General features: G+C 67.4%; 23 protein-coding genes and 1 tRNA gene. 8 read left to right on the forward strand and 16 right to left on the reverse strand.

Annotated elements, in window-relative coordinates; translation table 11 throughout:
- Positions 1-16 precede the first annotated feature (16 nt).
- Genes mnhG through AC6EUH_RS12030 form a run of 6 tightly spaced genes read right to left on the reverse strand, consistent with a single transcriptional unit; the run spans position 17 to position 6,475 of the window.
- Positions 17-433 carry a monovalent cation/H(+) antiporter subunit G gene (gene mnhG / locus AC6EUH_RS12005; protein WP_082492721.1) on the reverse strand — a complete coding sequence of 139 codons (417 nt, stop codon included), beginning with the start codon at positions 431-433 and terminating at the stop codon, positions 17-19.
- On the reverse strand, positions 423-701 hold the full coding sequence (locus AC6EUH_RS12010; protein WP_056430870.1) for an MrpF/PhaF family protein: 279 nt from the start codon (positions 699-701) through the stop codon (positions 423-425). Before AC6EUH_RS12010 ends, mnhG begins: the two co-directional genes overlap by 11 nt.
- The gene (locus AC6EUH_RS12015; RefSeq protein WP_499738768.1) at positions 698-1,243 is read right to left on the reverse strand and encodes a Na+/H+ antiporter subunit E; all 546 of its coding nucleotides are present in this window, start codon (positions 1,241-1,243) and stop codon (positions 698-700) included. The genes AC6EUH_RS12010 and AC6EUH_RS12015 overlap by 4 nt, the downstream gene beginning before the upstream one ends.
- Entirely contained in the window at positions 1,240-2,886 is a 1,647-nt protein-coding gene (locus AC6EUH_RS12020) for a Na+/H+ antiporter subunit D (RefSeq protein ID WP_056430876.1), read from the reverse strand. Before AC6EUH_RS12020 ends, AC6EUH_RS12015 begins: the two co-directional genes overlap by 4 nt.
- Positions 2,883-3,461, reverse strand: coding sequence for a Na(+)/H(+) antiporter subunit C (locus AC6EUH_RS12025; protein ID WP_056430879.1), 579 nt, complete (start codon positions 3,459-3,461; stop codon positions 2,883-2,885). Before AC6EUH_RS12025 ends, AC6EUH_RS12020 begins: the two co-directional genes overlap by 4 nt.
- Positions 3,458-6,475: a Na+/H+ antiporter subunit A gene (locus tag AC6EUH_RS12030; protein ID WP_499738769.1), complete on the reverse strand. Its 3,018-nt coding sequence runs from the start codon at positions 6,473-6,475 to the stop codon at positions 3,458-3,460. Before AC6EUH_RS12030 ends, AC6EUH_RS12025 begins: the two co-directional genes overlap by 4 nt.
- 167 nt (positions 6,476-6,642) lie before the next feature.
- On the opposite strand from AC6EUH_RS12030, the gene AC6EUH_RS12035 reads away from it, so the two are divergent.
- The 3 genes from AC6EUH_RS12035 to AC6EUH_RS12045 are packed head-to-tail and all read left to right on the forward strand — an operon-like array spanning position 6,643 to position 9,769.
- Positions 6,643-8,046 carry an MFS transporter gene (locus tag AC6EUH_RS12035; RefSeq protein ID WP_499738770.1) on the forward strand — a complete coding sequence of 468 codons (1,404 nt, stop codon included), beginning with the start codon at positions 6,643-6,645 and terminating at the stop codon, positions 8,044-8,046.
- A gap of 39 nt (positions 8,047-8,085) precedes the next feature.
- Positions 8,086-8,568 (forward strand): cation:proton antiporter regulatory subunit, encoded by a 483-nt coding sequence (locus AC6EUH_RS12040; protein WP_056430888.1) that lies wholly within the window; start codon positions 8,086-8,088, stop codon positions 8,566-8,568.
- Between the two features lie 4 nt (positions 8,569-8,572).
- A complete protein-coding gene (locus AC6EUH_RS12045; RefSeq protein ID WP_056430891.1) occupies positions 8,573-9,769 on the forward strand; it encodes a cation:proton antiporter in 1,197 nt (398 codons plus the stop codon).
- Between the two features lie 43 nt (positions 9,770-9,812).
- Here the strand turns inward: AC6EUH_RS12045 and dcd are convergent, their stop codons facing one another.
- The 4 genes from dcd to AC6EUH_RS12065 form a co-directional block, all read right to left on the reverse strand.
- Positions 9,813-10,388 carry a dCTP deaminase gene (gene dcd / locus AC6EUH_RS12050; RefSeq protein WP_056430894.1) on the reverse strand — a complete coding sequence of 192 codons (576 nt, stop codon included), beginning with the start codon at positions 10,386-10,388 and terminating at the stop codon, positions 9,813-9,815.
- Between the two features lie 50 nt (positions 10,389-10,438).
- Complete coding sequence (locus tag AC6EUH_RS12055) at positions 10,439-10,882, reverse strand: SRPBCC family protein (protein ID WP_056430897.1); 444 nt, start codon at positions 10,880-10,882, stop codon at positions 10,439-10,441.
- Between the two features lie 173 nt (positions 10,883-11,055).
- Complete coding sequence (locus AC6EUH_RS12060) at positions 11,056-12,366, reverse strand: MFS transporter (RefSeq protein ID WP_499738771.1); 1,311 nt, start codon at positions 12,364-12,366, stop codon at positions 11,056-11,058.
- A 138-nt stretch (positions 12,367-12,504) separates the two neighbouring features.
- Positions 12,505-14,253 (reverse strand): thiamine pyrophosphate-binding protein, encoded by a 1,749-nt coding sequence (locus AC6EUH_RS12065; protein ID WP_499738772.1) that lies wholly within the window; start codon positions 14,251-14,253, stop codon positions 12,505-12,507.
- 106 nt (positions 14,254-14,359) lie between these two features.
- Between AC6EUH_RS12065 and AC6EUH_RS12070 the strand changes: the two genes are divergently transcribed.
- Positions 14,360-14,809, forward strand: coding sequence for an acyl-CoA thioesterase (locus AC6EUH_RS12070; RefSeq protein WP_499738773.1), 450 nt, complete (start codon positions 14,360-14,362; stop codon positions 14,807-14,809).
- Positions 14,810-14,884: 75 nt separating this feature from the next.
- Here AC6EUH_RS12070 and AC6EUH_RS12075 read toward each other — a convergent pair whose 3' ends face one another.
- The 5 genes from AC6EUH_RS12075 to AC6EUH_RS12095 form a co-directional block, all read right to left on the reverse strand.
- Positions 14,885-17,266, reverse strand: a complete 2,382-nt coding sequence (locus AC6EUH_RS12075) for a bifunctional salicylyl-CoA 5-hydroxylase/oxidoreductase (protein ID WP_499738774.1) — start codon at positions 17,264-17,266, stop codon at positions 14,885-14,887.
- 10 nt (positions 17,267-17,276) lie between these two features.
- Positions 17,277-18,926, reverse strand: a complete 1,650-nt coding sequence (locus AC6EUH_RS12080; RefSeq protein ID WP_499738775.1) for an AMP-binding protein — start codon at positions 18,924-18,926, stop codon at positions 17,277-17,279.
- 86 nt (positions 18,927-19,012) lie between these two features.
- Positions 19,013-19,885, reverse strand: a complete 873-nt coding sequence (locus AC6EUH_RS12085; RefSeq protein WP_499738776.1) for an acyl-CoA thioesterase — start codon at positions 19,883-19,885, stop codon at positions 19,013-19,015.
- The gene (locus AC6EUH_RS12090; protein ID WP_056430914.1) at positions 19,882-20,319 is read right to left on the reverse strand and encodes a cupin domain-containing protein; all 438 of its coding nucleotides are present in this window, start codon (positions 20,317-20,319) and stop codon (positions 19,882-19,884) included. Before AC6EUH_RS12090 ends, AC6EUH_RS12085 begins: the two co-directional genes overlap by 4 nt.
- 46 nt (positions 20,320-20,365) lie before the next feature.
- On the reverse strand, positions 20,366-21,238 hold the full coding sequence (locus tag AC6EUH_RS12095; protein ID WP_499738777.1) for a fumarylacetoacetate hydrolase family protein: 873 nt from the start codon (positions 21,236-21,238) through the stop codon (positions 20,366-20,368).
- 229 nt (positions 21,239-21,467) lie between these two features.
- Between AC6EUH_RS12095 and AC6EUH_RS12100 the strand changes: the two genes are divergently transcribed.
- Positions 21,468-21,869: a RidA family protein gene (locus AC6EUH_RS12100; RefSeq protein WP_144671750.1), complete on the forward strand. Its 402-nt coding sequence runs from the start codon at positions 21,468-21,470 to the stop codon at positions 21,867-21,869.
- Positions 21,870-21,884: 15 nt separating this feature from the next.
- Here AC6EUH_RS12100 and AC6EUH_RS12105 read toward each other — a convergent pair whose 3' ends face one another.
- On the reverse strand, positions 21,885-22,841 hold the full coding sequence (locus AC6EUH_RS12105) for a PaaX family transcriptional regulator (protein ID WP_499738778.1): 957 nt from the start codon (positions 22,839-22,841) through the stop codon (positions 21,885-21,887).
- 326 nt (positions 22,842-23,167) lie between these two features.
- Here AC6EUH_RS12105 and AC6EUH_RS12110 point away from each other — a divergent pair.
- The 3 genes from AC6EUH_RS12110 to AC6EUH_RS12120 all read left to right on the forward strand — a co-directional run bounded on the left by AC6EUH_RS12110 (position 23,168) and on the right by AC6EUH_RS12120 (position 24,681).
- A tRNA-Gly gene (locus AC6EUH_RS12110) sits at positions 23,168-23,241 on the forward strand.
- A 133-nt stretch (positions 23,242-23,374) separates the two neighbouring features.
- Complete coding sequence (locus tag AC6EUH_RS12115) at positions 23,375-23,524, forward strand: hypothetical protein (RefSeq protein ID WP_200913051.1); 150 nt, start codon at positions 23,375-23,377, stop codon at positions 23,522-23,524.
- Between the two features lie 8 nt (positions 23,525-23,532).
- Positions 23,533-24,681 (forward strand): N(5)-(carboxyethyl)ornithine synthase, encoded by a 1,149-nt coding sequence (locus tag AC6EUH_RS12120; RefSeq protein WP_499738779.1) that lies wholly within the window; start codon positions 23,533-23,535, stop codon positions 24,679-24,681.
- Positions 24,682-24,803 lie beyond the last annotated feature (122 nt).

Here is a 24,803-nt window from a genome sequence, read left to right on the forward strand (position 1 = left end):
GCGCATCGTTTAGCTACTACCGCCCGTCGGTGGTGGCGCCGCCGTCGTCATCGCTGAATCCGCTTTTGCCCGCCGCTTGCTGCACCACGGCTTCCAGTTCGTCGGCGCTGAGCAGTTCCGGGTGCAGGTGCTTGGTGCGGTAACCGGCCCGGCCCACCATGTGCGCCGATACGGGCACTGTCAGCAACTGGAAGATCCAGGCCACCACCAGCACAGGCCAGACCCACCAGGTGCGCATTTGAAGGCCCAGCGCGAAGAGCAGCAGGAACAGACCCAGCACCTGCGGTTTGGTGGCTGCGTGCATGCGTGTCATGAGGTCCGGAAAGCGCAGCAGCCCCACGGCCGCGGCGAGGGACATCAGCGCCCCGACCACCATAAAGACCGCCGAGACGGCGTCGATCACGGTATCGCCGGAGAACGTCTCAGGATCCACGGGGCTTCTCCCTTCGGTCGGCGACGAACCGGGCCACCGTCACGGAGCCGACAAATCCGATCAGGGACACCGCCACCAACAGCATGAGATTGTTCAGGTGCCGGTTCACGGCCATGTCGATGCACAACGCCGCGCCCACGATCGCCAGCAGCACGTCCGACGCGAGCACCCGGTCCAACAGTGAGGGGCCCCTCGCGATCCGGATAATCGCTCCTCCGGCGGCCAGGGACAGCACCACGGCGGTCACGGTCAGGACAAGCTGCATCATGAGTCCAGCTCCTGGTTGAGTGCGGACAGTTCGGCTTTGGTACCCATGATCCTGATCAACCCGGCCTCCGTGTTGCGGACGTCTTTTCGCAGTTGCGCGGCGTCCTCGGCGTTGCGGACATTGATGCCGTGAATGTAAAGCGTGGACGTGGAGCGGTCCACCTCCACCACCAGCGACCCGGGGATCAGCGCGGTCACGTGTCCCGTGGCGGTGACCAGGAGGTCGGAGTGGCTCCGCAACGGGACGGCGACGACGGCGCTGATCACCTTAGGGCCTTTGGCCACCGCCAGGAACAGGACCTGGAAGCTCGCTGCCACGACTTTGGCCAGGAAATGCAGGCCGAAAGGGACGGCGCGCAGCAGGTTGAAGCGCCCGCCGAGTTCCACCGGGGGGAGGTAGAACAGACGGGCCACCAGCACCGCGATGAGCGCACCGAAGAGCAGGTTACCCGGACTGAAGTTCTGCCACAGGGCGGCCCACACAATCACGAGCCACACCAGCAACGGAAGTTCCTGGCGCAGGGATATGCGTTTCCGGCTCATTTGCGCTCCTGCCCGCCGGCCGGCTGGTCACCGGCGGGGTCCGGCCCCGGTCCCGGCTGGGACAGCGCCGGAACCGGCGCGTCATCACCGAGGACGGCGTGGATATACGAGGTGCGGTCCAGCATAACGAGGGCGGACTGGTCCGCCACCCGGAACAGCGGCCCGGCAAAGACCGTCAGCCCGACGCCGAAGATGACCAGGCCCAGGGTGGAACCCACCATGGTCCGCGGCAGGAGGGTGACGTTGGCCTTTCCAGCCCTGTCGCCCGTGGCCGACTCCGCGGGATCGGCCAGCAGCACCGGGTCGGGGTGTTCGGCGTCCTCGGGCTTGCGCCAGAAGGCACGGTTCCAAACCCTCGCGATCGCCAGCAGGGTCAGCAGGCTGGTCAGCACACCGCCGATCACCAGGGCATAGGCCAGCGGGGTGCCCAGCTGGACGCCGGCCTGCAGCAGGCCGAGTTTACCCAGGAAGCCGGAGAACGGCGGGATCCCGGCCAGATTCATGGCCGGGACGAAGAACAGCACAGCCAGCACCGGTGACAGCTTGGCAAGACCCGCGACACGGTCCATGGAGGAACTGCCGCCGCGTCGTTCGATCAGGCCCGTCACCAGGAACAGGCTGGTCTGGATGGTGATGTGGTGGGCCACGTAGAACACCGCGGCGCCCAGCCCGGCCACTGAGGACATCGCCAGGCCGAACACCATGTAGCCGATGTGGCTGACCAGGGTAAAGGACAGGAGACGCTTGATGTCGCTCTGGGCCAAGGCACCCAGGATCCCCACCACCATGGTCAGCAGGGCCGCGACCATCAGCGGCGTATTGAAGGTGTCACCCGGGAACAACAGCGTTTCGGTCCGGACCATGGCGTACACGCCCACCTTGGTCAGCAGACCGGCGAACACGGCCGTGACCGGGGCCGGCGCCGTCGGGTAGGAGTCCGGCAGCCAGAAGGACAGCGGGAACACGGCGGCCTTGATCCCAAAAGCCACGAGCAGCATGACGTGCAGCAGGTTCCGCGTGCCCGGGTCCAGCTCGGCGAGCTTGAGGGCGAGGTCGGCCATGTTGATCGTTCCGGTGGCCCCGTAGACCATGGCGATCGCAATCAGGAAAAGCACGGAGGACACCACCGAGACCACCACGTAAGTCACACCGGCGCGGATCCGCGGACCCGTCCCGCCGAGTGTCATCAGCACGTAGCTCGCCGTCAGGAGGATTTCGAAGCCCACATAAAGGTTGAACAGGTCCCCGGAGAGGAAGGCGTTGGACACGCCGGCCACCAGGATCAGGTAAGTGGGGTGGAAGATCGAGACCGGTGCGTCCTGGTCGCCGTCGGCCATGCCCTGCCCGGTGGCGTAGATCAGCACGGCGAGGCTCACCGAGGAGGACACCACCAGCATCAGTGAGGAGAACTGGTCCACCACCATGACGATGCCCCAGGGCGGGAGCCAGCCGCCGATGTTGACCGCGGAAGTGCCGCCGTCCCAGACGGAGGCCAGCAGCCAGCATTCGAGCAGCAGCGTCAGGGACAGGACCACGATGCTCACGGTCCGTTGTGCCTTCGAGTGCCTGATCAGCAGGAAAGTCAGGGCGGCGCCGAGGATGGGAAGGAGGACGGCGAGCGGGGCGAAACTGGCAATGTTCATTGTCCGCCTCCTTCCTTGTTCGGTGGTGTGATGTTGAGGGAACCGGGTTGCTCTTCCGAGGCGGCTTTCTTGGCGTCGAGCTTGCGGTCGGCAACCTTGACCGTGGCGTCGGCGCCGTCGGGGGCGTCGGAGACCGACTGGCCGTCCGAACCGATCATCGTCAACGGGAATTCGGAAGTTTCCACGGGGATCACGGAGTCGTCCTCGACGTCGAAGCTGGGGGTCTTGGCGACGCGCCGGTCCTCGGCGTCATCCTGGATCTCATCCTCGCGGGCCAGCACCCAGGTGCGGTAGATAATGCCGAGCATAAACGCCGTGACGGCGAACGAGATCACGATCGACGTGAGGATCAGGGCCTGCGGCAGCGGATCGTTGTATTCGCCCGGAGCGGTGTCCTTGCTGAACAGCGGCGCCAGGCCCGCGTAGCCGCCCGTGGTGAGGATCAGCAGGTTGGTGGCGTTGGTCAGCATCATCAGGCCCAGCAGGACCCGGGTGAGGCTGCGTTCCAGGATGAGGTAGATGCCGCAGGCATACAGAGCCCCCATGACCGTCAGCAAGGTCAGGTTGACGCTCATGCTTTCCCCTTGGCTGTGGTTTCGGCCGGGATTTCGCCGGCTTCCTGGTCTTCGGACGGTTCTGCCGGGTGTTCCTCGAAGTGCTCGTCGATCTCGGCGCCCAGGCTGCGCAGCACATCCAGTGCCAGCCCGACGACGACGATGTACACGCCGATGTCGAAGATGGTGGAGGTGACGAACTTGACGTCGCCAAAGACCGGCAGCCAGAACTCAAGGATCGCGGACTGGAACACCTGGCCGCCCAGCAGCAGCGGCGCGACGCCGGAGGCCGCCGCGGTGGCGAGGCCGATGCCCAGCAGCGCGCCGGCACTGACCGGGGTGGCTTCGCGCAGCTCGAAGCGGCCGCCGGCCAGGTAGCGGATGGTGAGGGCCAGACCGGCGGTGAGACCGCCGGCAAAGCCTCCGCCGGGGAGATTGTGGCCGGCCAGGAGGAGGTAGATCGAGAAGACGATCAGCGAGTGGAAGATCAGCCGGGTGACCACCTCGAAGATGATCGACCGGCGTTCCGGCGCCAGGGTCCGTCCCGCGACTAGCCACGCATCGCGGGTGGAGGCGGCGAACCGGCGGCTCATGGCCAGCGCGGCGTCGTCGCGGGTGTTGCCGCGGCCGGGGCCGCGGGGCTTCCGGCGCCCGACAGTACCCTCGGCGACGCTCGACGACGCCGGGCTCCGGTCACCCCGGCCCCGGACGAAGATGAGGCTGGCCACGCCGGTGGCCGCCAGGGCCAGGACGGCGATCTCGCCGAAGGTGTCCCAGGCCCGGATGTCGACGAGGGTGACGTTGACGATGTTCAGTCCGCCGCCGCCCTCGTACGCCAGCTGCGGGAATTCGAGCGAGACGGGCGCGGCCACGCGGGCGCCCAGGGCGTAGATGGCGGCGAACACCATCGTGATGCCGAAGGCCGCCCCGATGATGACGCGGACCACCCGGTAGCGTCCGCCCGTGCGGTCGCGCAGCTCTGCGGGAAGGCTGCGCATGGCCAGGACGAACGCCACCAGGATGATCGTTTCCACCAGCATCTGGGTCAGCGCGAGGTCCGGGGCGCCCTGCAGCGCGAACATCAACGCGATCCCGTACCCGGTGACGGACACCATGAGGACAGCCAGGAAGCGCTTGTTGGCCCGCACGGCGGCGAGCGCGCCGATCACGATTCCGGCGCCCACGACGATCTGCAGCGGGGCGTTGGGGTCGATGAAGTAGAGGTCTCCGGGCAGCGGCTTGTTGGCCAGCAGCAGGGCGGTGAGCGGCAGGGCGAACGCCACGGTCAGGATCACGGACAGGTAGAAGTACAGTGAACCGCGCTGGGTCCGCCCGGTGATCCAAACTGCCACGTCGTCGAGGGCGCCGATGGTCAGCTGGTAGGTGCGGTCGCCGTCGATCCATCCCGGAACCAGGCCCTGCAGCCGGGCGACGGAGTCGCGGCCGTAGAACATGACCAGGCCGAGCGCGAAGGTGATGGCGGTCAGCCCCAGGGCGGGGGTCACGCCGTGCCACAGCGCCAGGTGTCCGGCGGCGGCCGCCGGGTCCTCGCCCTCCGGCACGAACAGTGCCGCGTACGGCTGGATCCAGCCGTCCACCGGGGCCGGCCAGAGGCCGTAGACGATGGTCAGCAGGCTCAGGATGGCGGGGGCGGCCAGGAAGGCGGGCTTGATCGGCTTGAAAGGGGTCGGCTCGACGCCGGGCTTGACCGCGAAGGCGCCCCACATGAACCGTGCGCTGTAGGCGAACGTCAGGATGGACCCCAGGACCACGCCGATCAGGATGACCGGCCCCCACAGGCCGGCTGCGGGGTCGGAGGCGTAGTGGACAAAGGCTTCGAAGACCGATTCCTTCGCGACGAAGCCGGCCAAGGGCGGGATGCCGGCCATCGAGGCGGCGCCGATCGCGGCCACGATCGCGAGGGCGCGAGAGGACCTGAACACGCCGGAGAGCTTGCGGATGTCGCGGGTTCCGGCCTGGTGGTCAATGATGCCCACCACCAGGAAGAGGGTGGCCTTGAAGAGCCCGTGCGCCAGGAGCAGGGCGAGGCCGGCGAGGGCGGCGTCAGGAGTGCCGAGGCCCACCACCATGGTCAGGAAGCCGAGCTGGCTGACCGTGCCATACGCCAGGATGAGCTTGATATCCGTCTGCCGCAGCGCCCGGTAGCCGCCGACCAGCATCGTGGCGAGGCCAAGGCCGAGCACCACCGGCAGCCAGTACGGCGTTTCCGCGAATCCGGGGGCCAGCCGCGCCACAAGGTAGATGCCGGCTTTCACCATGGCCGCAGCGTGCAGGTAGGCGCTCACCGGGGTGGGGGCGGCCATGGCACCGGGCAGCCAGAAATGGAAGGGGACCAGCGCCGATTTGGTGATCGCGCCCACCAGGATGAGAACGACGGCGGCGGCCACGGCCCCGGCGGCGGGCCCGGCGACGAGGGCGGGCGCCTGTTCGAGGATGGCGGAGAGCCGGTAGGTCCCGGCGTTGAAGCCCAGGACGATCAGGCCCACCAGCATGGTCAGGCCGCCGGCGGTGGTCACGATGAGGGCCTGCAGCGCGGAGCGGCGTGCCGAGAGCCTGGTCCGGGCGTAGCCGATCAGCAGGTAGGACAGGACCGTGGTCAGTTCCCAGAAGATGAACATCAGGAGCAGGTCATCGGCCGTCACCAGGCCGAACATGGCCCCCGCGAAGGCCAGCAGCTGGGCACCAAATCCGCCGAGGTAGTCGTCCTTGTCCTTGAAATACCGGGCGCAGTAGACGAGGACCAGCGCACCCACGCCGAGGACCAGCAAGGACATGACCCAAGCCAGGGGGTCCATCCGGAAGGCGAGCTCAATCTTCAGCTCGGGGATCCACGGCAGGACTTCGGACACGCCGGTTGCAGCGCCGGAATAGACCGCGCCGTGCTGGAGGAGCAGCCAGACGAACGAACCGGCGGGCACCGCGGCGAGGGCGAAAAACGAATTCCGGCCGAATTTCCGAAAGAGAAACGGCGCCACAGCAGCCACCGCAAAGTGCACGGCAAGGACTGTGATCACTGGTATCTCCGCAACGTCAGGAATTCGATTGTCAAAAAGTTGGAGCAGGCGGGGCATTCGTTAGGTTCAGTCCGGACAGTTTACCAAGCGTGGACAAATTCTTTTCGCACGGTTTCTTTTCGCACGGTGCGCCGGGCAGTGCGCCCGCTGCGGATAATATTCGAGCTATGAACTCAGCCGCTGCCCCCGAGGCCACGCATCCCGCCTCGGAACTGGAGTCCGGGAGCCAGGCCTCCCATAAGGGCCGCATCCTCGCCTGGGCGGCCTGGGACTGGGGCTCGGCGGCCTTCAACGCGGTCATGACCACCTTCGTCTTCACCGTGTACCTCACCTCCAATGCCTTCGGCGGTGAGGACCAGGCCTCCGCCGTGCTGGGCGGCGCACTCGCCATCGCGGGAGCCGCCGTCGCCCTGCTGGCACCCGTCACCGGGCAGCGTTCCGATACCGGCGGGCACCGGAAGCTCTGGTTGGGAGTCAACACCGCGGCCGTCGCGCTCCTGACCGCGCTGTGTTTCTTCGTGTTCCCGCGGCCGGAGTTCCTGCTGCTCGGGGTGACGCTGATTGCGCTGGCGAATGTGTTCTTCGAGTTTGCCGGCGTGAATTACAACGCCATGCTCACCCAGATCTCCACCCCGCAGAACATCGGCAAAGTCAGCGGCTTCGGCTGGGGCATGGGCTACCTCGGCGGCATCGTGGCGCTGCTGGCCGTGCTCCAGCTCTTTGTCCAGCCCAGCTTCGAGTGGTTCGGCGCCTCGACGGCGGACGGCCTGAACATCCGGCTCGTCGCGGTGTTCTCGGCCCTGTGGTTCTTTATCTTCGCGTTGCCCGTCATGTTCGCCGTTCCGGAGCTTCCCAGGTCCAAGCAGGGCGCCGGTCTGGGGTTCCTGGCCTCCTACGGCCTGCTGGTGCGGCGGATCAAGGCGATCTACCGGACCAGCCCGCACACCATCTACTTCCTGCTCGCCAGTGCCGTCTTCCGGGACGGGCTGGCGGCGGTATTCACGTTCGGCGGCATCATCGCCGCGGGTACGTTCGGCTTTGAACTCAAGGACGTTATCTTCTTCGCGATCTTCGGGAACGTCGTGGCAGCGGCGGGCGCCGTCCTGGGCGGCTTCCTCGACGACCGGATCGGGCCGAAGGCGGTGATCACCGGTTCGCTGATCGGTCTGCTGGTCGCCGGCACCGCGATCCTGGTCCTCGGCAACGACGACCATTCCTTCTTGGGCATGGAGTGGGCCGGCACCACCACTTTCTGGATCTTCGGTTTGTTCCTGTGCCTCTTCGTGGGGCCCGCGCAGTCCTCCTCGCGGGCTTACCTGGCCCGGCTAGCGCCGGCAGGCGAGTCCGGCGAGCTGTTTGGTCTCTATGCCACCACCGGCCGGGCCGTCAGCTTCCTCGCCCCGGCCCTCTTTACGCTGTGCATCGCCATTGCCGCCCCTCTGGTGGAACCCGGCGAGGCGCAGCGCTGGGGCATCCTGGGCATCATGGCGGTACTGCTCGTCGGACTGCTGCTGCTCCTCCCGGTGAAGGCTCCGGACAAGACGGAAATCGCCGTCGTCCCCGCTGTCTGAGGCCGCCCGAAAAGTCGCGCGGCGCACTAGGCTGGGGGAATGAACGTGGATGAAACAGACCTCCCGGGACTGGGCCGGCGCAAGGACTTCATGACCGCCTCCGGGCGGCGGATCGGCGTCGTGGAATACCGCGAAGGCCAAACCGAACTGATCGTCTCCGCCTGGGACGACCCGGACACCTGCCAGGCGTCCATCCCGCTGACCGCCGATGAGGCCGCCGCGCTGGGAAACCTGCTGGGCGGCCAGCGGCTGGCCATGCAGCTCTCCGAAGCCCACCGCGAGGTACCCGGGATCGTCACCCGGCAGTTCTCCATCGCCGCCGGCTCTCCGTTCCAGAACCAACCGATGGGCAAGGCCGCTATCCGGACCCGCAGCGGCGCCTCGATCGTCGCCATCATGCGTGAGGGCGAGGTGCTCCCCTCCCCGGGACCCGATGTCGTCCTCCACCCCGGTGATCTCCTCGTTGCGGTAGGAACGCAAGAAGGTCTCGATACGGCGGCCGGCATCCTGCGCAACGGCTGACGGCATGGATCCGCTCGCACTGACCCTGATTGAACTCGGGGCCGTCGTCTTTTGCCTCGGCATGCTGGCGAGGCTGGCCGGGCGGATCGGCATGTCCCCCATCCCGCTGTACCTCCTCGGTGGCCTGTTTTTCGGAGCCGGCGGCGTCATCAAGCTCGAAGGTATGCACGAGTTTGCACATCTCTCCAGCGAAATCGGCGTCATCCTCCTCCTACTTATGCTCGGATTGGAATATACGGCCGCCGAGCTGGTCACGGGGCTCCGGCGCTCGTGGCAGGCGGGTGTCTTGGACCTCGTCCTCAACTTCCTGCCGGGGGCCATCCTCGCGGTGCTGCTGGGCTGGGGCGTCGTGGGGGCAATGGTGATGGGCGGCGTCACGTATATATCGTCGTCGGGCATCGCGGCCAAGGTCATCACGGACCTGGGCCGGATCGGCAACCGCGAGACACCCGTGGTGCTCTCGATCCTCGTGTTCGAGGACCTGGCCATGGCCATTTACCTGCCGATCCTGACGGCCACCCTGGCCGGGGTCAGCTTCGCCGTGGGGCTGCAGACCGTGGGGATCTCACTCGCGGTGGTCACCGTTGTCCTGCTGGTGGCGCTGCGGCACGGGCACCACGTGTCCAAGGCCGTCCACAGTGAGAACTCAGAGGTGTTCCTCCTCAACCTGCTGGGAGCCGCGCTGCTGGTGGCCGGTTTGGCCGCCGCCATGCAGGTGTCCGCCGCAGTGGGCGCGTTTATGCTCGGAATCGCCATTTCGGGGGCCACCGCGCATAACGCCACAAGGATCCTGGAGCCGCTGCGGGACCTCTTCGCTGCAATCTTTTTTGTGGTCTTCGGACTCAACACGGACCCCTCCACCATCCCGCCCGTGCTCGGCTGGGCCGTCCTGCTGGCCCTCGCAACGGCGACCACCAAGATGCTCACCGGGATCTGGGCGGCTAAGCGCGCCGGGATCGGTGTGCCGGGCCGCTTCCGCGCCGGCGCCGCACTCATCGCCCGCGGCGAGTTCTCGATCGTCATTGCCGGACTCGCCGTGGCCTCCGGCGTGGTGCCCGCGGAACTCGCGGCCATGGCGACCGCCTATGTGCTGATTATGGCCGTGACAGGCCCGCTCGCCGCCAAGTACGTGGAGCCGATTGTGGCGATGCTGCGCCGCCCGGCGAAGCCGCCTGCGGTGCGGACTGCGGACGGGATCTGACCCCGCCGTCAGGCCGCACCGGCGCGGCGCGGCAGCGCGTGGGTCAGATGTCCGTGCGGTGGAAGTTCAAGTGGCTGCGGCTGGCCGTCGGACCGCGCTGGCCCTGGTAGCGGTTGCCGTATTCGCCCGAGCCGTAGGGGTGTTCGGCGGCCGAGGTAAGCCGGAAGAAGCACAGCTGGCCGATTTTCATACCCGGCCACAGTTTGATCGGCAGCGTGGCCATGTTGGACAGCTCCAGGGTGACATGGCCGGAGAAGCCCGGATCGATGAATCCCGCGGTGGAGTGCGTGAGCAGGCCCAGCCGGCCCAGCGAAGACTTACCTTCGAGCCGGGCAGCGATATCGTCCGGGAGTGTCACGGTCTCGTAGGTGGAGCCCAGGACGAACTCCCCGGGGTGGAGGATAAAAGGTTCGCCGGCCTCGACTTCCACCAGGCGCGTCAGCTCGGGCTGGTCCTCGGCCGGGTCGATGTGGGCGTACTTGTGGTTGTCGAAGAGACGGAAGAACTTGTCGATCCGGACGTCCACCGACGATGGCTGAACCATGGCGGGGTCGAACGGCTCCAGAACGATCCGTTGGGAGTCTATTTCGGCACGAATGTCGCGGTCGGAGATCAGCACAGTCTCAAAATTACCGTACGCACTGGGAAGAGATGTGCGCGGCACCAGTGTTACGGCGCTGCCTGTTCTTCCAGCACCGACTTGAGCTGTTCCAACTGGCAGACTTCGGCCTTCATCCGCCGGCGGAAGGGGGACTTCAGCCGGGCCAGGATTCCCCGGGGCTCGCATTCGAGGGCAAAGCGGACGCGGGTGTTGCCGCCTTCCGTGCTCAGGTAGTAGCCGCCGTGGGTGCGCTCCGGCCCGGTCAGGGCCCGGTACTGGATTTCCGCCCCGGGTCGCGCCTCGGTGATCTGGAATTCTCCGCAGACGGCGCGTCCGCCGGGGCCCGCGATAGTCTGCCGGTAGACGGCGCCCTTGGTTCCGGCAGCGCCGGCTTCAAGTTCAATGCTGCGGACACCGGCACGCCAGCTGGGCAGGTTGCGGGCGTCGAGCAGGAAGTCATACACGCTCATGGCATCCCGTTGGATGACGACGTCGTACTCTGCAATTGCCACGAAAATCCTTGTTCGGCGGACAGCTGATGGGCGTAGCCCGCTTCCCCTGAACTGCAGCTAACCCCTTCAGGATAGACAGCAAGGCCCGCCCCACGCGGCTGCGGGGACGGGCCTTTATCGAAGAGTTATGGGACTCCCCGGACTGTGTACGGTTCCGGAACTAGGTCGGGCGGCTATTTGTCGGTGAGCTTCGGCACCGAGAACACCACAATGGCGCCGATGACAGCGAAGGCCGCGAACATGTAGAAGTTCAGCTGCCAGCCGAAGGCCATGCCGGCGATCAGCCCGCCGATCAGCGGTCCGCAGATGGCGCCGATGCGTCCAATGCCAAGGGACCAGCTCAGGGCTGTGGCGCTCAGGGACTGCGGGTAGTGGGTGGCGCAGTAGCCGCCCACCAGGATCTGGGTTCCCACGGAGCCGAGGCCGGCGAAGGCGACGATCACGAGCAGCATGGCCAGCGGCAGCTGGAGGCTGAGCATGAGGATGGCCACGAAGGCCAGCAGGAAGGATGCCGTCACCACCTTGCGGATGCCGATCTTGTCCGCCAGCACGGAGGCGCTGATGGAGCCGACGATCGCGCCCGCGTTGAGGACCAGCAGGAACGTCAGGGCATCCCCGAGCTGGAAACCGGCCTGGCGCATGATCTGCGGGAGCCAGGTGTTCAGCCCGTAGACCAGCAGCAGCCCGCAGAAGTTTGCGAGTGCGAACAGGATCGTGGAACGGACCCACTTGCGAGTGAACAGGGTCTTCATGGCGGATTTGGGCGCTTCGGCGCCGGTCTTGACGTCCTCGGCGGTGACGATGTCCGAGTAGACCAGGCCGTAGCGGTCCGCGGTGGCTTTGGCTTCTTCAATGCGCTGCTTGCGGGCCAGGTATGCCACCGACTCGGGGAGGAGCTTCCAGGCGATAGGGAGCAGGGTGACCAGCGGCAGGGCGCCGATGGCGTACATCCAGCGGAAGTCGATGTGCTGCAGGAGGTTGATGGCGAGCAGCGACGCGCCGACGCCGCCCACCGAGTACCCGCTGAACATCACGGCGTTGGCGATCTGGCGGCGCTCCTTGCGGGCGTATTCGACCGTCAGCGCAATGCAGGTCGGCACGATGCCGCCCAGACCGAGGCCGGTCAGGAAGCGCAGGAAGCCGAAGACCTCGGCGGACGGCGCGAAGGCCGTGAGCAGCATGCACGTGGAGAACCACGCGATGCAGGCAAGCATGATGCGGCGGCGGCCCAGTTTGTCGGTCAGGATGCCGACGGAGAGCGTGCCGATCAGCATCCCGACCAGGGCGAGGCTGCCGATCAGGCCTGCCTGCCCGGGGGTGACGCCCCAGTCCTGGAACTTCAGGATGGTGGGGACGGTGGAGCCGTAAACCACCAGGTCGTAGCCATCAAAAACTATGGCCACGAAGCACAGGATGAGGACCGCGTGGCCCTTCCAGCGAGGTGCGGCTTCGCTGCGCAACTCAGTCGACATTGACTGCGTCATGGATGTACCTCTCGTTGAGATGTCATGGGAATGTGTGGTAGCTCACATGCTGTGCCCACTGCGTCACGCTTTGATTCCGACAGTAAACAAATCAGCATATATCGTTTGTGTAACGATCGTCAGCCAGTAATGGGACCGTCAGTGGCCCTTGAACGCCTCGGCGAGCCACCAGGCGCCGCCGTCGGAGGCGATCTTGGCATCGATGACCAGCGGACGGGAGGGACGCGCTCCCACCCAGGCACGGACGTCCTCAAGATCGGCCACGCCGCGCACCGTCACGGCGTCCGCACCGAAGCCCCGGGCGATCGCGGCGATGTCCGTGTCCGGGAACGTGACAGTGCCGAGATCAACGGCGGAGCCGCCGTCGTGCGCGGCGCCGAAGTGGTGGACTTCCGCGCCGTAGCCGGCGTCGTTGTAGATGATGCAGACAAGTGGCAGGCCCAGCCGGACCGCGGTCTCCAGTTCGCTGATGCCCATCAGGAATCCGCCGTCCCCGGCGCCCAGCACCGGCAAGCGGTCCGGCCGGGCCAGCGCGGCCCCGATCGCTGTGGACAGCCCCAGCCCGATCGACTGGAAGGCCTGAGTGAAACAGAAGCCGAACTCATCCGGGACCTTCAGATAGGTGCTGGGATAGCCCATGAAGTTGCCGGAGTCGATCGAGACGATCCGTTCCGCAGGCAGGATCGCGTCCAGTTCGCGGCTCAGCACCCGGGGGTCGATCCGTCCACCGCCGGAGAGGTCCGGCGTTTCAACGTCGTTCCAGCGCGAGCGTTCCGCGATGGCCGCGGCGTTCCGCGGGGTGCGGTACCGCTCGGCCGGGTCGGGCTGCAGCGTCCGCAGCTCCGCGAGGACATCCGCGGCGGTCAGCGCGGCATCCCCGACCACCCCCAGGTCGACGTGCCGGTTGGCGCCGAGAGCGGAATCCTCGACGTCGACCTGCACCACGGCCGTCCCGTCCGAGATGAGGTGGCCGTGCCGCATGGTCCACATATTCAAGGCACAGCCCCAACCAACAATCAGGTCGGCGCCCTGGATCAGCTCGGCGCTGAGCGGTGAGGAGAATCCGCCGGAGATTCCGAGGTTGAACTCCTCGTCGTGGAACAGCCCGTTGGCCACTGCGGACGTGGCCACCAGCGCACCGGAGTGGGCGGCAAGGCCCAGCAGTTCCTCCCGCGCGTTCCGGGCCCCCCGGCCTGCCACAAAGACCGGGCGTTCCGCGGCGTAGATCAGGTGCGCCAGGCGCCGGACGCTGGTGGCCGCGGGGCGGACCGGCTGGGCGTCGGCGACTGCTGCGGGGTGCGCGGCCAGCGCCTGCCCCGGTGCCGGCGCGGACTGGACGTCGAGGGGCAGGTTGAGCACCACGGTGCGGCGTTCGTTCCGCGCCGTGCGGAACGAACGGAGGGTGTCCGCGACGGCGGTGGCCGGGGAGTGGATGCGTTCGCTCACGGCTCCGACGCTCCGGGCGAGGGCGTCCTGGTCGATTTTGAAGTTGGAACGGACCGCGGAGGCCTGGGTGTCGGCGGTCAGCACGATCAGCGGCGTGCGGCTCTTGGCGGCTTCCCCGATCCCGGTAACGGCGTTGCTCAGCCCGCAGCCCTGGTGGGTGCTGACCACCCCCACCCGGCCCGACATCCGGGCGTAGGCGTCGGCCATTGTGGCGGCGCCGCCTTCGTGCCGGGCTGCGGTGAACGGCACCCCGGCCTCGCGGAGGGCGTTGGTGACCTCGAAGTTGCCGCTGCCGACCACGCCGAAGACATGCCCGACGCCGAGCCCCGCCAGGGTCCGGCCAACGAGCTGGGCGACGGTCCCGGCCACCTGCTGGACCGTGCCGGAGGACTCCCGGGGCGCCTCCACGGCGCCGGGGGAAACGTATGAAGCTACTACCATGGACTTACCTTCCATTGAGTAATGCACCGGTTGAGTACTGCGCTGTTGACTGCCGTGTTGCTCTGCTCTGTTGCTGAATTGCTCTTCGAACTTCCAGGCGGCATCCATGAACTCCACCCAGTCCCTCCCCCGCGCTGCCGCGACGGCAACTCTGGTCCGGACCATTGAATGGGTGGATACGGATGCCGCGGGGCACCAGCACAACTCGGCGGTGCTCCGCTTTGTCGAGGCCTGCGAGGCCAAGCTGTTCCGGGACCTGGAGCTGCCGGAGTATTTCCCGTTGGCGCCGCGGGTTCGCCACGAGCTCAACTACCGGGCGAAGTTGTACTTCGGCCAGCAGGTCACCACCACCGTAGTGGTGGAGAAAATCGGCCGCACGTCCATGACGTTCAGCTTTGAAGTGTGGGGCGAGGAGTTCCGGGGCGAACCCCGCGTCCTCGCCGCCCACGGATCGTTCGTCACGGCCCATGTGGCCCAGGGCGGCACGGCGGCCACCCCGTGGCCGGCGGAAATTGCGGCCAAAGTCACCGCCCGCGGGGGTTCCAGCCAGGACTGAGCCGCCGGGGACGCTGCCCGGCACCGCACCGTTGAGGCGCCGGACAGCGGTTCTCCAGCCGGTTCTCCCGGCCGCCTATACCGACGCCGGCACTTTCGCCGGCGTCCAGCGCAGGTGGGTGGGCAGCTCGGCGGTCTCCGGCTCCCGCACGAGCGCCAGCCGGGGCCGGACCGCGTCGGTGCGGGCCGCCGGCGGCTTCCGGCTGCCGGCCCGGAACTGCTGCGGCCAGTCGGCGCCTGGCCCGCGGTAGTCCTGCTCGATCGCCGCATGCAGGGTCCACTGCGGATCAAACAGGTGCGTGCGGCCTAGGGCGCAGAGGTCCGCGCGGCCCGCCAGCAGGATCGAGTTGACGTCGTCGTAGGAGGACACGGCCCCGACGGCGATCACCGCCACGCCTGCCTTGTGGGCCACCTCCTGCCGGATGCGGTCCGCGAACGGGGTCTGGTAGCTGCGGCCGTAGGCGGGTTTCTCCTCCTTGACCACCTGGCCGGAGGAGACGTCCACGCCGTCGGCGCCGTGCTCCACGAACGCCCGGGCGATCGCGACGGCGTCGTGCTCGTCGTTGCCGCCGGGGGCCCAGTCCGTCGCCGAAAGCCTGACGGTGAGCGGCCTGTCAGCGGGCCACGCGGCGCGGACGGCGTCGAACACCTCCAGCGGGTAACGCAGCCGGTTCTCGAGCGATCCGCCGTATTCGTCGCCGCGCCGGTTGGCCAGCGGCGAGAGGAATGAGGAGAGCAGGTAGCCGTGTGCGCAGTGCAGCTCCAGCAGGTCGAAGCCCGCGGCGGCCGCACGCACGGTCGCGGCTACGAACTCGTCCCGGACCTGGTCCATTTCGGCGCGGCTGATTTCGCGCGGCGCCGGGCTGTCCGGGCCGTAGGGGACGGCCGAGGGGCCCACCGGCTCCCAGCCGCCCTCGGGGAGCGGCTCGTCGATGCCTTCCCACATGAGTTTGGTGGAGCCTTTCCGGCCGGAGTGCCCCAGCTGGGCGCCGATCGCCGCCGTCGAACGGCTGTGCACGAAGTCGACGATCTCTCGCCAGCTCTCCTGCTGGGCCTCGGTGTAGAGGCCGCTACAGCCCGGCGTGATGCGCCCGGTCTCCGATACGCAGACCATTTCGGTCATCACCAGGCCGGCGCCGCCAAGGGCCTTGCTCCCCAGGTGGACCAGGTGGAAGTTGCCCGGGACGCCGTCGGTGGCGGAGTACATGTCCATCGGTGAGACGACGATCCGGTTCTTCAGTTCCAGCCCGCCGATCCGGTACGGCTGGAACATGGCCGGGGCGCTGCCCACAATGCCCTGCGTGCGGGCGAATTCCTCATCCACCCGGGCGGCGAACTCGGGGTCGCGCAGTTTGAGGTTGTCGTACGTGATCCGGCGGCTCCGGGTGAGCAGGTTGAAGCAGAACTGCACCGGGTTCTGGTCCTTGTACATGCCGATGTTCTCGAACCATTCCAGCGAGGCCTGCGCGGCGCGCTGGGTGGATTCGACCACCGGCCGGCGCTCCGTTTCGTACGCCTCCAGGGCGGCCTCAAGCTCGGAGTGCTCGTGCAGGCAGGCCGCCAGCGCGAGGGAGTCCTCCATGGCCAGCTTGGTGCCGGACCCGATGGAGAAGTGCGCCGTGTGGGCGGCGTCGCCGAGGAGCACGATGTTGCCGTGCCGCCAGGACTCGTTGCGGACCGTGGTGAAGTTGATCCACTTGGAGTTGTTGACCAGGACCTCGTGGCCCTCGAGCTCCTCGGCGAAAATTGTGCGGATGGCGTCCACGGCCGCCTCGTCGCTTTCTCCGGGCCGGAACGGCTGGTGCTCGGTAGCGTCGAAGCCGGCGTTGCGCCAGACGTCCTCGTGCATTTCGACGATGAAGGTGCTGCCCTCGTCCGAGTAAGGGTAGCCGTGGATCTGCATCACGCCGTGCTCGGTGTCCTTGACGAAGAACTTGAATGCCTCGAAGACGAGGTCGGTGCCGAGCCACATGTACTTGGACTTGCGGACGTCCAGGCTGGGCCGGAAGACCTCGGCGAAGCGGGAGCGGACGGCGGAGTTCAGGCCGTCCGCAGCGAGCACCAGGTCGTAGTCCCGGCTGAGTTCCTCGACGTCGGGCGCCAGCGTGCTGAACCGCAGGTCGACACCGAGTTCGGCGCAGCGCCGCTGCAGCAGCTCGAGCAGCTCCTTGCGGCTCATGGCGGCGAAGCCCTGGCCGCCGACGGTGTGCTGCTGACCCTGGAAGTGGATGTCGATGTCGGTCCAGCGGGCGAAGCGCTCGGACATGTACTCGGCGATCACGGTGTCCGCGTTGCCGATTCCGCCGAGGGTCTCGTCGCTGAAGACGACGCCGAAGCCGAAGGTGTCGCTCGCGGCGTTGCGTTCCCAGACCGTGACGTCGTGGTTCGGGTCCAGCTGCTTCATGAGTGCGGCGAAGTACAGTCCGCCCGGACCGCCGCCGATGATTGCAATTTTCATGTGGTGCCTCTCAAACGTTCTGGTGTTCGGGGGCGGCGGTGTCAGCGGCCAGCTGTTCACGCAGCCGGAAGTGCTGGAGTTTGCCGCTGGGGTTGCGGGGCAGGCCGTCAACAAAGTTCACCTGGCGCGGGTACTTGTACGGGGCGATGGCCTGCTTGACGAAGTCCTGGATTTCCTTGCGCTTCGCGTCATCGGCCTCGACGCCCTCGCGCAGCACGATGAAGGCGCAGACTACGCTGCCGCGCTCCGGGTCGGGCCGGCCCACCACGGCGTTCTCCATCACGTCCGGGTGCTGGTCAATGGCCGCTTCGACCTCCGGGGCGCCGATGTTGTAGCCGGAGGACACGATCATGTTGTCGGAGCGTGCCTGGTAGTAGAAGTAGCCGTCGTCGTCCCGGCTGAAGGTGTCTCCGGTGACGTTCCAGCCGTTGACGACGTAGTCCTCCTGGCGGGAGTCGTTGAGATAGCGGCAGCCGGTGGGGCCGATGACTGCGAGGCGTCCGACGGCGTTCGGGCCGAGTTCCCGGCCGACCTCGTCCAGGATGGTGGCCCGGTAACCGGGGACGGCCGTTCCGGTGGCACCGGCGCGGATATCGTCCCCTGCCGCGGAGATGAAGACGTGCAGCATTTCGGTGGCGCCGATGCCGTTGACCAGCTTCAGCCCGGTGCGTTCATGGACGGCGCGCCAGGTTTCGGCCGGCAGGTGCTCGCCGGCCGAGACGGCGGTGCGGAGGCTGGCGAGGAGCCCCTCGGCGCCTTCCTTGAGGATGGCCTTGTAGGCGGTCGGGGCGGTGAACAGGATGGTGGCCTGCGCCGCGTGCACGGCCTGCGCCAGCTCCAGCGGGGTGGCGCGTTCGGTCAGCAGCGCGGCGGCGCCGAAGCGCAGCGGGAAAACCACCAGGCCGCCCAGTCCGAAGGTGAAGGCCAGCGGCGGGGAGCCCGCGAAGACGTCGTCCGGCGTCGGCGCCAGGACGTGCCGGGCGAAGGTGTCCGCGTTGGCGAGGATGTCCCGGTGGAAGTGCATGGTGATCTTCGGCGTCCCGGTGGTGCCCGACGTCGGGCCCAGCAGCGCGACGTCGTCCGCCGCCGTCGCGACGTCGGTGAATTCGCCGCTCTTGGCGGCGCAGCGGGCGTCGAGGTCCGTGCCGGTGCTGCCCCCCATGGCCAGCACCGGCACGTCGTTTCCGGCGGCCTCGGCCAGATCATCGAGGAACCTGCTGTCGCACAGGGCGGCGGCCGGCCGGGTCAGTTCCAGCAGGGTCCGGATCTCGTTGCCGCGCAGGGCCGGCATGATGGTGACCGCCACCGCGCCGGCCTTGAGCACCCCGAGCCAGGCCGCGACGAGCCACGGGTTGTTCGGCGAGCGCAGCATGACGCGGTTCCCGGGGACGATCCCGAAGTCCTCGACAAGGACCTGGGCCACCTGGTTGGCGCGGCGCTGCAGTTCCCCGTAGCTCCAGGAACCGCCGTCGGGGGTGAGCAGGGCCGGGCGGTCGGCACCGAAACTGCGGACGGCGTCGTCAATCAGCGCGGTGGCGGCGTTGAGCTGCTGCGGGTACTGCAGTTCCGGGAGGGTGAACTCCAGCGCGGGCCACTGCTCCGCCGGGGGCAGATTGTCACGTGCAAAGGTGTCCCGGTGCGCCGAGGGCGTCAGTTCCATTGCAGACCTTTCATATCGTCATTGATAAGAGGGGAAGAGCTCATCGATTGCTCCGAAACGGCCGTTTTGGCGGCCCAAAAGGGCAGCTACGGAGCAGTCGACATCCGGATCATGCCTTCCTGCACCACGGTGGCGAGGAGCCGGCCCTGCCGGTCGTAGAAGTGTCCTTGCGCCAGGCCGCGGCTGGCCTGGGCGGAAACGGCTTCCTGCACGTAGAGCAGCCAGTCGTCCACCCGGCCTTCACGGTGGAACCACATGGCGTGGTCCAGGCTGGCCGTAACCAGGCCCGGATCGCCCCAGGCGTAGCCGTGCACCCGGAGCACCGGTTCCAGGATGGTGTAGTCACAGACGTAGGCCAGGGCGGCTCGCTGCAGGTCCGGGTCATCCGGCAGCCGGTCGAACGCCTTCACCCAGACGGCCTGGTGCGGCACCTGCTCCCCCTCGACGCTGAGGTAGACAGCCCCCGGAACGTGCCGCATGTCGAAGCTGCGGCCGCCGGACCAGTAGGCCGCGGCGTCGCCTTCGACGCCGTCGAGCACGTCGGCCGAGGACGGCAGCGACTCCGGATCCGGGATCCCGGCCGGCATGGCACGGGCGAATTCCTCGCCTGCCTCCTCCGCGTGGAAGGAGGCCATGGCCACGTAGACGGTCCTGCCGCCCTGGTAGGCGCGGACCTGCCGAGTGGAGTAGCCACGTCCGTCGCGGAGGCGTTCCACCTCGTAGCGGACCTCCGCGCCGATATCCGCGGGCCGCATGAAGTAACTGTGCATCGAGTGCAGCGAGCGGTCGTCCCCCACCGAGCGCATCGCCGCGGCGGCGGCCTGGGCCACCATGTCCCCGCCGTACGCCTTGGGCCACGGCACGTACTGTGTGGTGGCGGTGTAGGCCTCGTCGAGGAAGTCCGGCTCCACCGGCGTCAGTTCGAGGGCGGACAGGAGGATTTCCGAAGTGGGATTCATACCCGGCGGTACCCTTCGAGGGTGGAGTCGTCGACGTCGTCGAGGTTCACCACGATGTTCTCCGGGGTGCGTGCGGTGAGCCAGACGAGTTCCTCAGTGACGCTCATGTTCGCTTCGACGTGCGGCATATACGGCGGGACGAAGACCCAGTCGCCCTCGGTCATGTCGATGAATTCCTTGTAGTCCTCGCCGAAGTAGATCCGGCCGTGGCCGCGGAGCACGTAACCGCCGGTCTCGGCTTCGCCGTGGTGGTGCGGGAAGGAGCGGTAGCCGGGTTCGTTGCTGACCTGGCCGTACCAAATCTTTGTAGCAGGGGTGTGCTGCGTGCTGACGCCGGAGATCCGGACGGCCCCGCCGGACTGGCCGGTGTCGCGGTGCTCGGCGCCCTTGCGGGTCACGACGGGGACAACATGTTCGGTGATCTGTTCTGTCATGGTGATACCTCTCTGTATGGCGGGTCTGCTTGGTGGCTTGCTGGGATTAGAGACGGACCGTGTTGGTGAGGGTGCCGATGCCCTCGACTTCGGTGGTGACGACGTCGCCGTCGTGCAGGAAGCGCGGCGGGTTGGCCCCCATGCCCACGCCGCCGGGGGTGCCGGTGAGGACCACGTCGCCGGGGCTCAGCCGGGTGAAGGTGGAGATGTAGGACAGTAGCGCGGCCGCGGTAAAGACGAGGGTCTTGGTGTTGCCGTTCTGGACCTCTTCGCCGTTGACCAGGCAGCGGACCCGGACGCCGGCTTCGGGGTCGCATTCGTCCGGGGTCACCAGCACGGGACCCAGCGGGGTGGTGCGGTCGAAGGCCTTGCCCTGGAACCACTGCAGGGTGCGGCTCTGCCAGTCGCGCAGGGAGATGTCGTTCGCCACGGTGTAGCCGGCGATCGCGGCGGCGGCCTCCTCCGGCGACGCATTCTTGAGCGGGGCTCCGACGACGACCGCCAGTTCGGCTTCCCAGTCAACCTTGGCGCCGTGCCCGGCGGCGTCGATGACCTCGCCGTCGCCGATCAGCGTGTCCGCGTACTTGGCGAACAGGGTGGGATATTCCGGCATCTCCCGGCCCATTTCCGCAATGTGGTCCGCGTAGTTCAGGCCGCAGCAGATGACCTTGGACGGGCGCGGCAGCACGGTGGCGAACCGGGCGTCATGTGCGGGAATGGAGCCGCCCGGGACGCCGTCGGAATTTTCCGCGGCGGCAACGGCCGCAGCTGCCTGCTCCCGCCAGCCTGCGCTTCCCAGCAGTTCACTGAGGTCGCGTGCGGGCAGGAGCACAAAACGCTCCCCGGACTGGACGGCGGCGCGGGTGGCGGGGCCACCGCTGGCGTCGCGGGCTGCCGTAATGACGGTCGCAAGGCGCATGATTCTTCACTTCCGGTTCGACTGCGGAACAGGCCCCATTGCCGATTCCGGTGACGTGCAAACTATGCCATCCCCCGAGAGGGTATGTCGACATTTTTACGGTCGTCACATATGCTCAAGTTAACACGGATTCACCAGTTTGGGTAGACCGGCAGATGTGCCGGATCCGCCCGTTCGCAGTTCCAACCCTTGGATTTCCACAGCACCGCCGACTCAATGAGGAGCCACCATGAACCACAAGGTCATCAACCCCGCAGCGCTGGCCAAACCCTCCGGCTTCGCCCACGGCATCCTGGCCGGCAACACCGTGTACCTGGGCGGCCAGACGGCCATGGACAGCAACGGGGACATTGTTCCCGGCGGCATCGTGGAGCAGTTCCGCCAGTGTTTCTCCAACGTCCTCACCACCCTGGCCGAAGCCGGAGGCATGCCCTCTGACCTGGTCAACGTCACCATCTATCTCACCGACGTCGAGGACTACCAGAAAAACGGCCGCGAAATCGGGCGGATCTGGCGCGAGATGGCAGGCACCGACTATCCCGCGATGGCCGGCGTCGGCGTGACGCGGCTATGGCAGGCCGAGGCGCTGATCGAGATCCAGGCCATCGCCGTCGTGTCTGGCCAGGGCTAAGCGGGAGGGTTAACGCTACGCAGTTCCGGAACTGCCCGTGGCCCCCAGCAGCCGCTCGGCATGCTGGCGGGCCGGGCCGTTCAGGAGACGGTGGAGTTCCGCGAAAATCCGCTCCGCGGTCAGCCCGTGCCAGCCCTGCGGCAGGAACTCCTCCGGCAGGCCCGGGTCCAGATACGGCAGCCGGCGCCACTGGGTGAGCAACTGGACGTAGTCCGCGAAGGCGGACCGGTCGGCGTCGGGCCCCGGCGCCGGTGCGCCCGGTGATTCCCAGCGGTCCAGGACGGGAGCGAAGCGTTCGATGAATTCCGCGTAGAGGGATTCCAAAGCCGGCAGGTCCCACCAGCGGGAAACCTTGTCCTTGACGTCCCCGGCGGTCAGGTGCTCGGCCTTGAAGAACTCCACGTATTCCGTCAGTCCTGCCCGCTCGAGCTGGTGGCTGATGTCCTCGTAGGTGTTGCCCGGGGCAATCCAGAGCCCGGGCGTCACGGAGCCGAAGCCCATCCGCGTCAGCGTGCTGCGCAGCTGGTGGCGGAGGTGGCGCTGGGATTCCGGGACGGAGAAGGCGATGAGGAGCCACCGGTCGGCCGCCGTCGCCCGACGCGGCGAAAAGATGCGGCGGTCGCCCTCCTGGAAGACATCCTCCAGGTTGGGGGCCAGCCGGTAGGCGGCCACGCCGCCCTGCCTCACACTTTCCAGCACACCGCGGCGCTTGAGCCGGGACACGGAGGACCGCACTCCGGAAGACTCGACGCCGAGATCGTCCAGCATGGAAATCAGCGCCGAGACGGGCAGTGCGCCGCCGTTGGGCCGCCCGTAGAGGCCGTAGATCGTAACGATGAGCTGCTGGTGCCGAGGGGTCGGCCGAGGAACGGCGGATTCGCCTGCGGGGTCGGCGGCCAATCCGGCATCCGTTTCGGCGTCCAGCGGCAGCACGGGGTCGGCGTCCAGCGGTAGCACGGGGTCTTTTACCACCGTCGGCCTTCCCTCGGGAGAACAGTCATGGATCTAGGCTATAGAGGTCCGGGCGCCGCGACGGCCATGACGCTCCGCTGGTGACGCATGCAGGGTCCGGCGAAGCCGCGGCCAGCTCGTACGGCCAGGGCCCCGCTGCGGGCCGCCCCGCCCGTTCGCCACATATGGCCGCTCAGCCGGGCGGCTTAACGGCCATATGTGGCAAACCGTGCAGTGCGCGGCCCACGATTCCCGCCGCGCGACCTGTTCGGAGAACGCCCGCGGCTGGGGTAAGGTAAATCTCGTTGTTCCAAGGGACCAGGCCCAGCATTCTGGCTAGTCCCACTGCGGCTGTAGCTCAATGGTAGAGCGCTAGCTTCCCAAGCTTGATACGCGGGTTCGATTCCCGTCAGCCGCTCCAACTCCCCTGCAAAACCTCGCCGTGCAGATCCCACCCTGCAGAACGCCGTCCGGCGGACGTCCCCGAAGCCGTTAGGTCGCTACCTGTATCGTTCGAAGTCAGGAACCTCTTCGGTTCCGCTACAGGAGCGATCATGGCTGACAAGTCCCCCCGTCAAGCAGCATCCAAGAAATCCGGCAAGTCCATCAAGGAAAAGCGCGCCGATAAGAGGAGCGCCGCAGCGCCGCCCAGCTCCCTGGAAAAGGCCACCAGCTCCAAGCCTGCGAGTCCCAAAAAGAAGTGAGCGGCACCTTGAACCTTCTCACCCTGGGAGTCCTTGCCAGCACGCGGAAGCCTGACGAGCGGCGCCTCCCGATCCACCCCCTCCACCTTGACCGCATCGCCCCGGAACTCCGGCAGCAGATGCTCCTGGAGGAGGGCTACGGCGAGCGTTTCGGCGTCTCGGACGCCCAACTGGCACCGCTCGTGGGGCGCATCGTCCCCCGCACGCAGCTGCTGGCCGAGGCCGACGTCGTTCTCCTGCCCAAACCGCAACCCGAAGACCTCGCCGAACTGCGGGACGGGCAGGTCCTCTGGGGTTGGCCGCACTGCGTCCAGGACCGGGCCATCACCCAGCTGGCGATCGACAAGAAGCTCACCCTCATCGCCTTCGAAGCGATGAACCACTGGGCCAGCGACGGCGGCTTCGGCCTGCACGTGTTCCACAAGAACAACGAGCTGGCCGGCTACTGCTCGGTCCTGCACGCCCTGGCGTTGACCGGTTCCAGTGGCGACTACGGCCGACGCCTGAGCGCCGTAGTGATCGGCTTCGGGGCAACGGCCCGCGGCGCGGTGACCGCCCTCAACGCCCACGGCATCCACGACGTCCAGGTGCTGACCAATCGCGGCGTCGCCGCGGTGGGCTCCCCCATCCACTCGGTACGCATCGCGCAGTTCGACCACGCCGACAAAGCGCCGTTCCTCAGCGAGGTCATCACCGAGCGCGGCCGTGTGCCGCTCGCGCCGTTCCTCGCCGAGCGCGACATCGTGGTCAATTGCACCCTGCAGGACCCGAACGCGCCGCTGACGTACCTGCGCACCGATGACCTGGACGCGTTCCGTCCCGGCAGCCTGATTGTGGATGTCTCCTGCGACGAGGGCATGGGCTTCAGCTGGGCGAAAACCACCACATTCGCGGAGCCGATGTTCAAGGTCGGGGACCACATCGATTACTACGCAGTGGACCACAGCCCGTCCTACCTGTGGAACTCGTCCAGCTGGGAGATCAGCGAGGCGCTGCTGCCGTTCCTGGAAACCGTAATCACCGGCCCCGAGGCCTGGACCGCGAACGAGACCATCCGCCGCGCGATCGAAATCCGCGACGGCGTGGTCCTCAACCCGGATGTGCTGCAGTTCCAGCAGCGGGGAGCGGAGTACCCGCACCTGACGCTGACGGACTAACGCCCGGTTTCCGGGTTGCGGCACCTCTGTGGGTTTCCGCGACGAGTGAGGACAGCCGCGGCGTGGATCCACGCAGCGGCTGTCCTATTTCGGTGCAGAATTCGGTGCGGAAACCGGCGCAG

The sequence above is a fragment of the Arthrobacter sp. 001422645 genome, assembly GCF_059816125.1.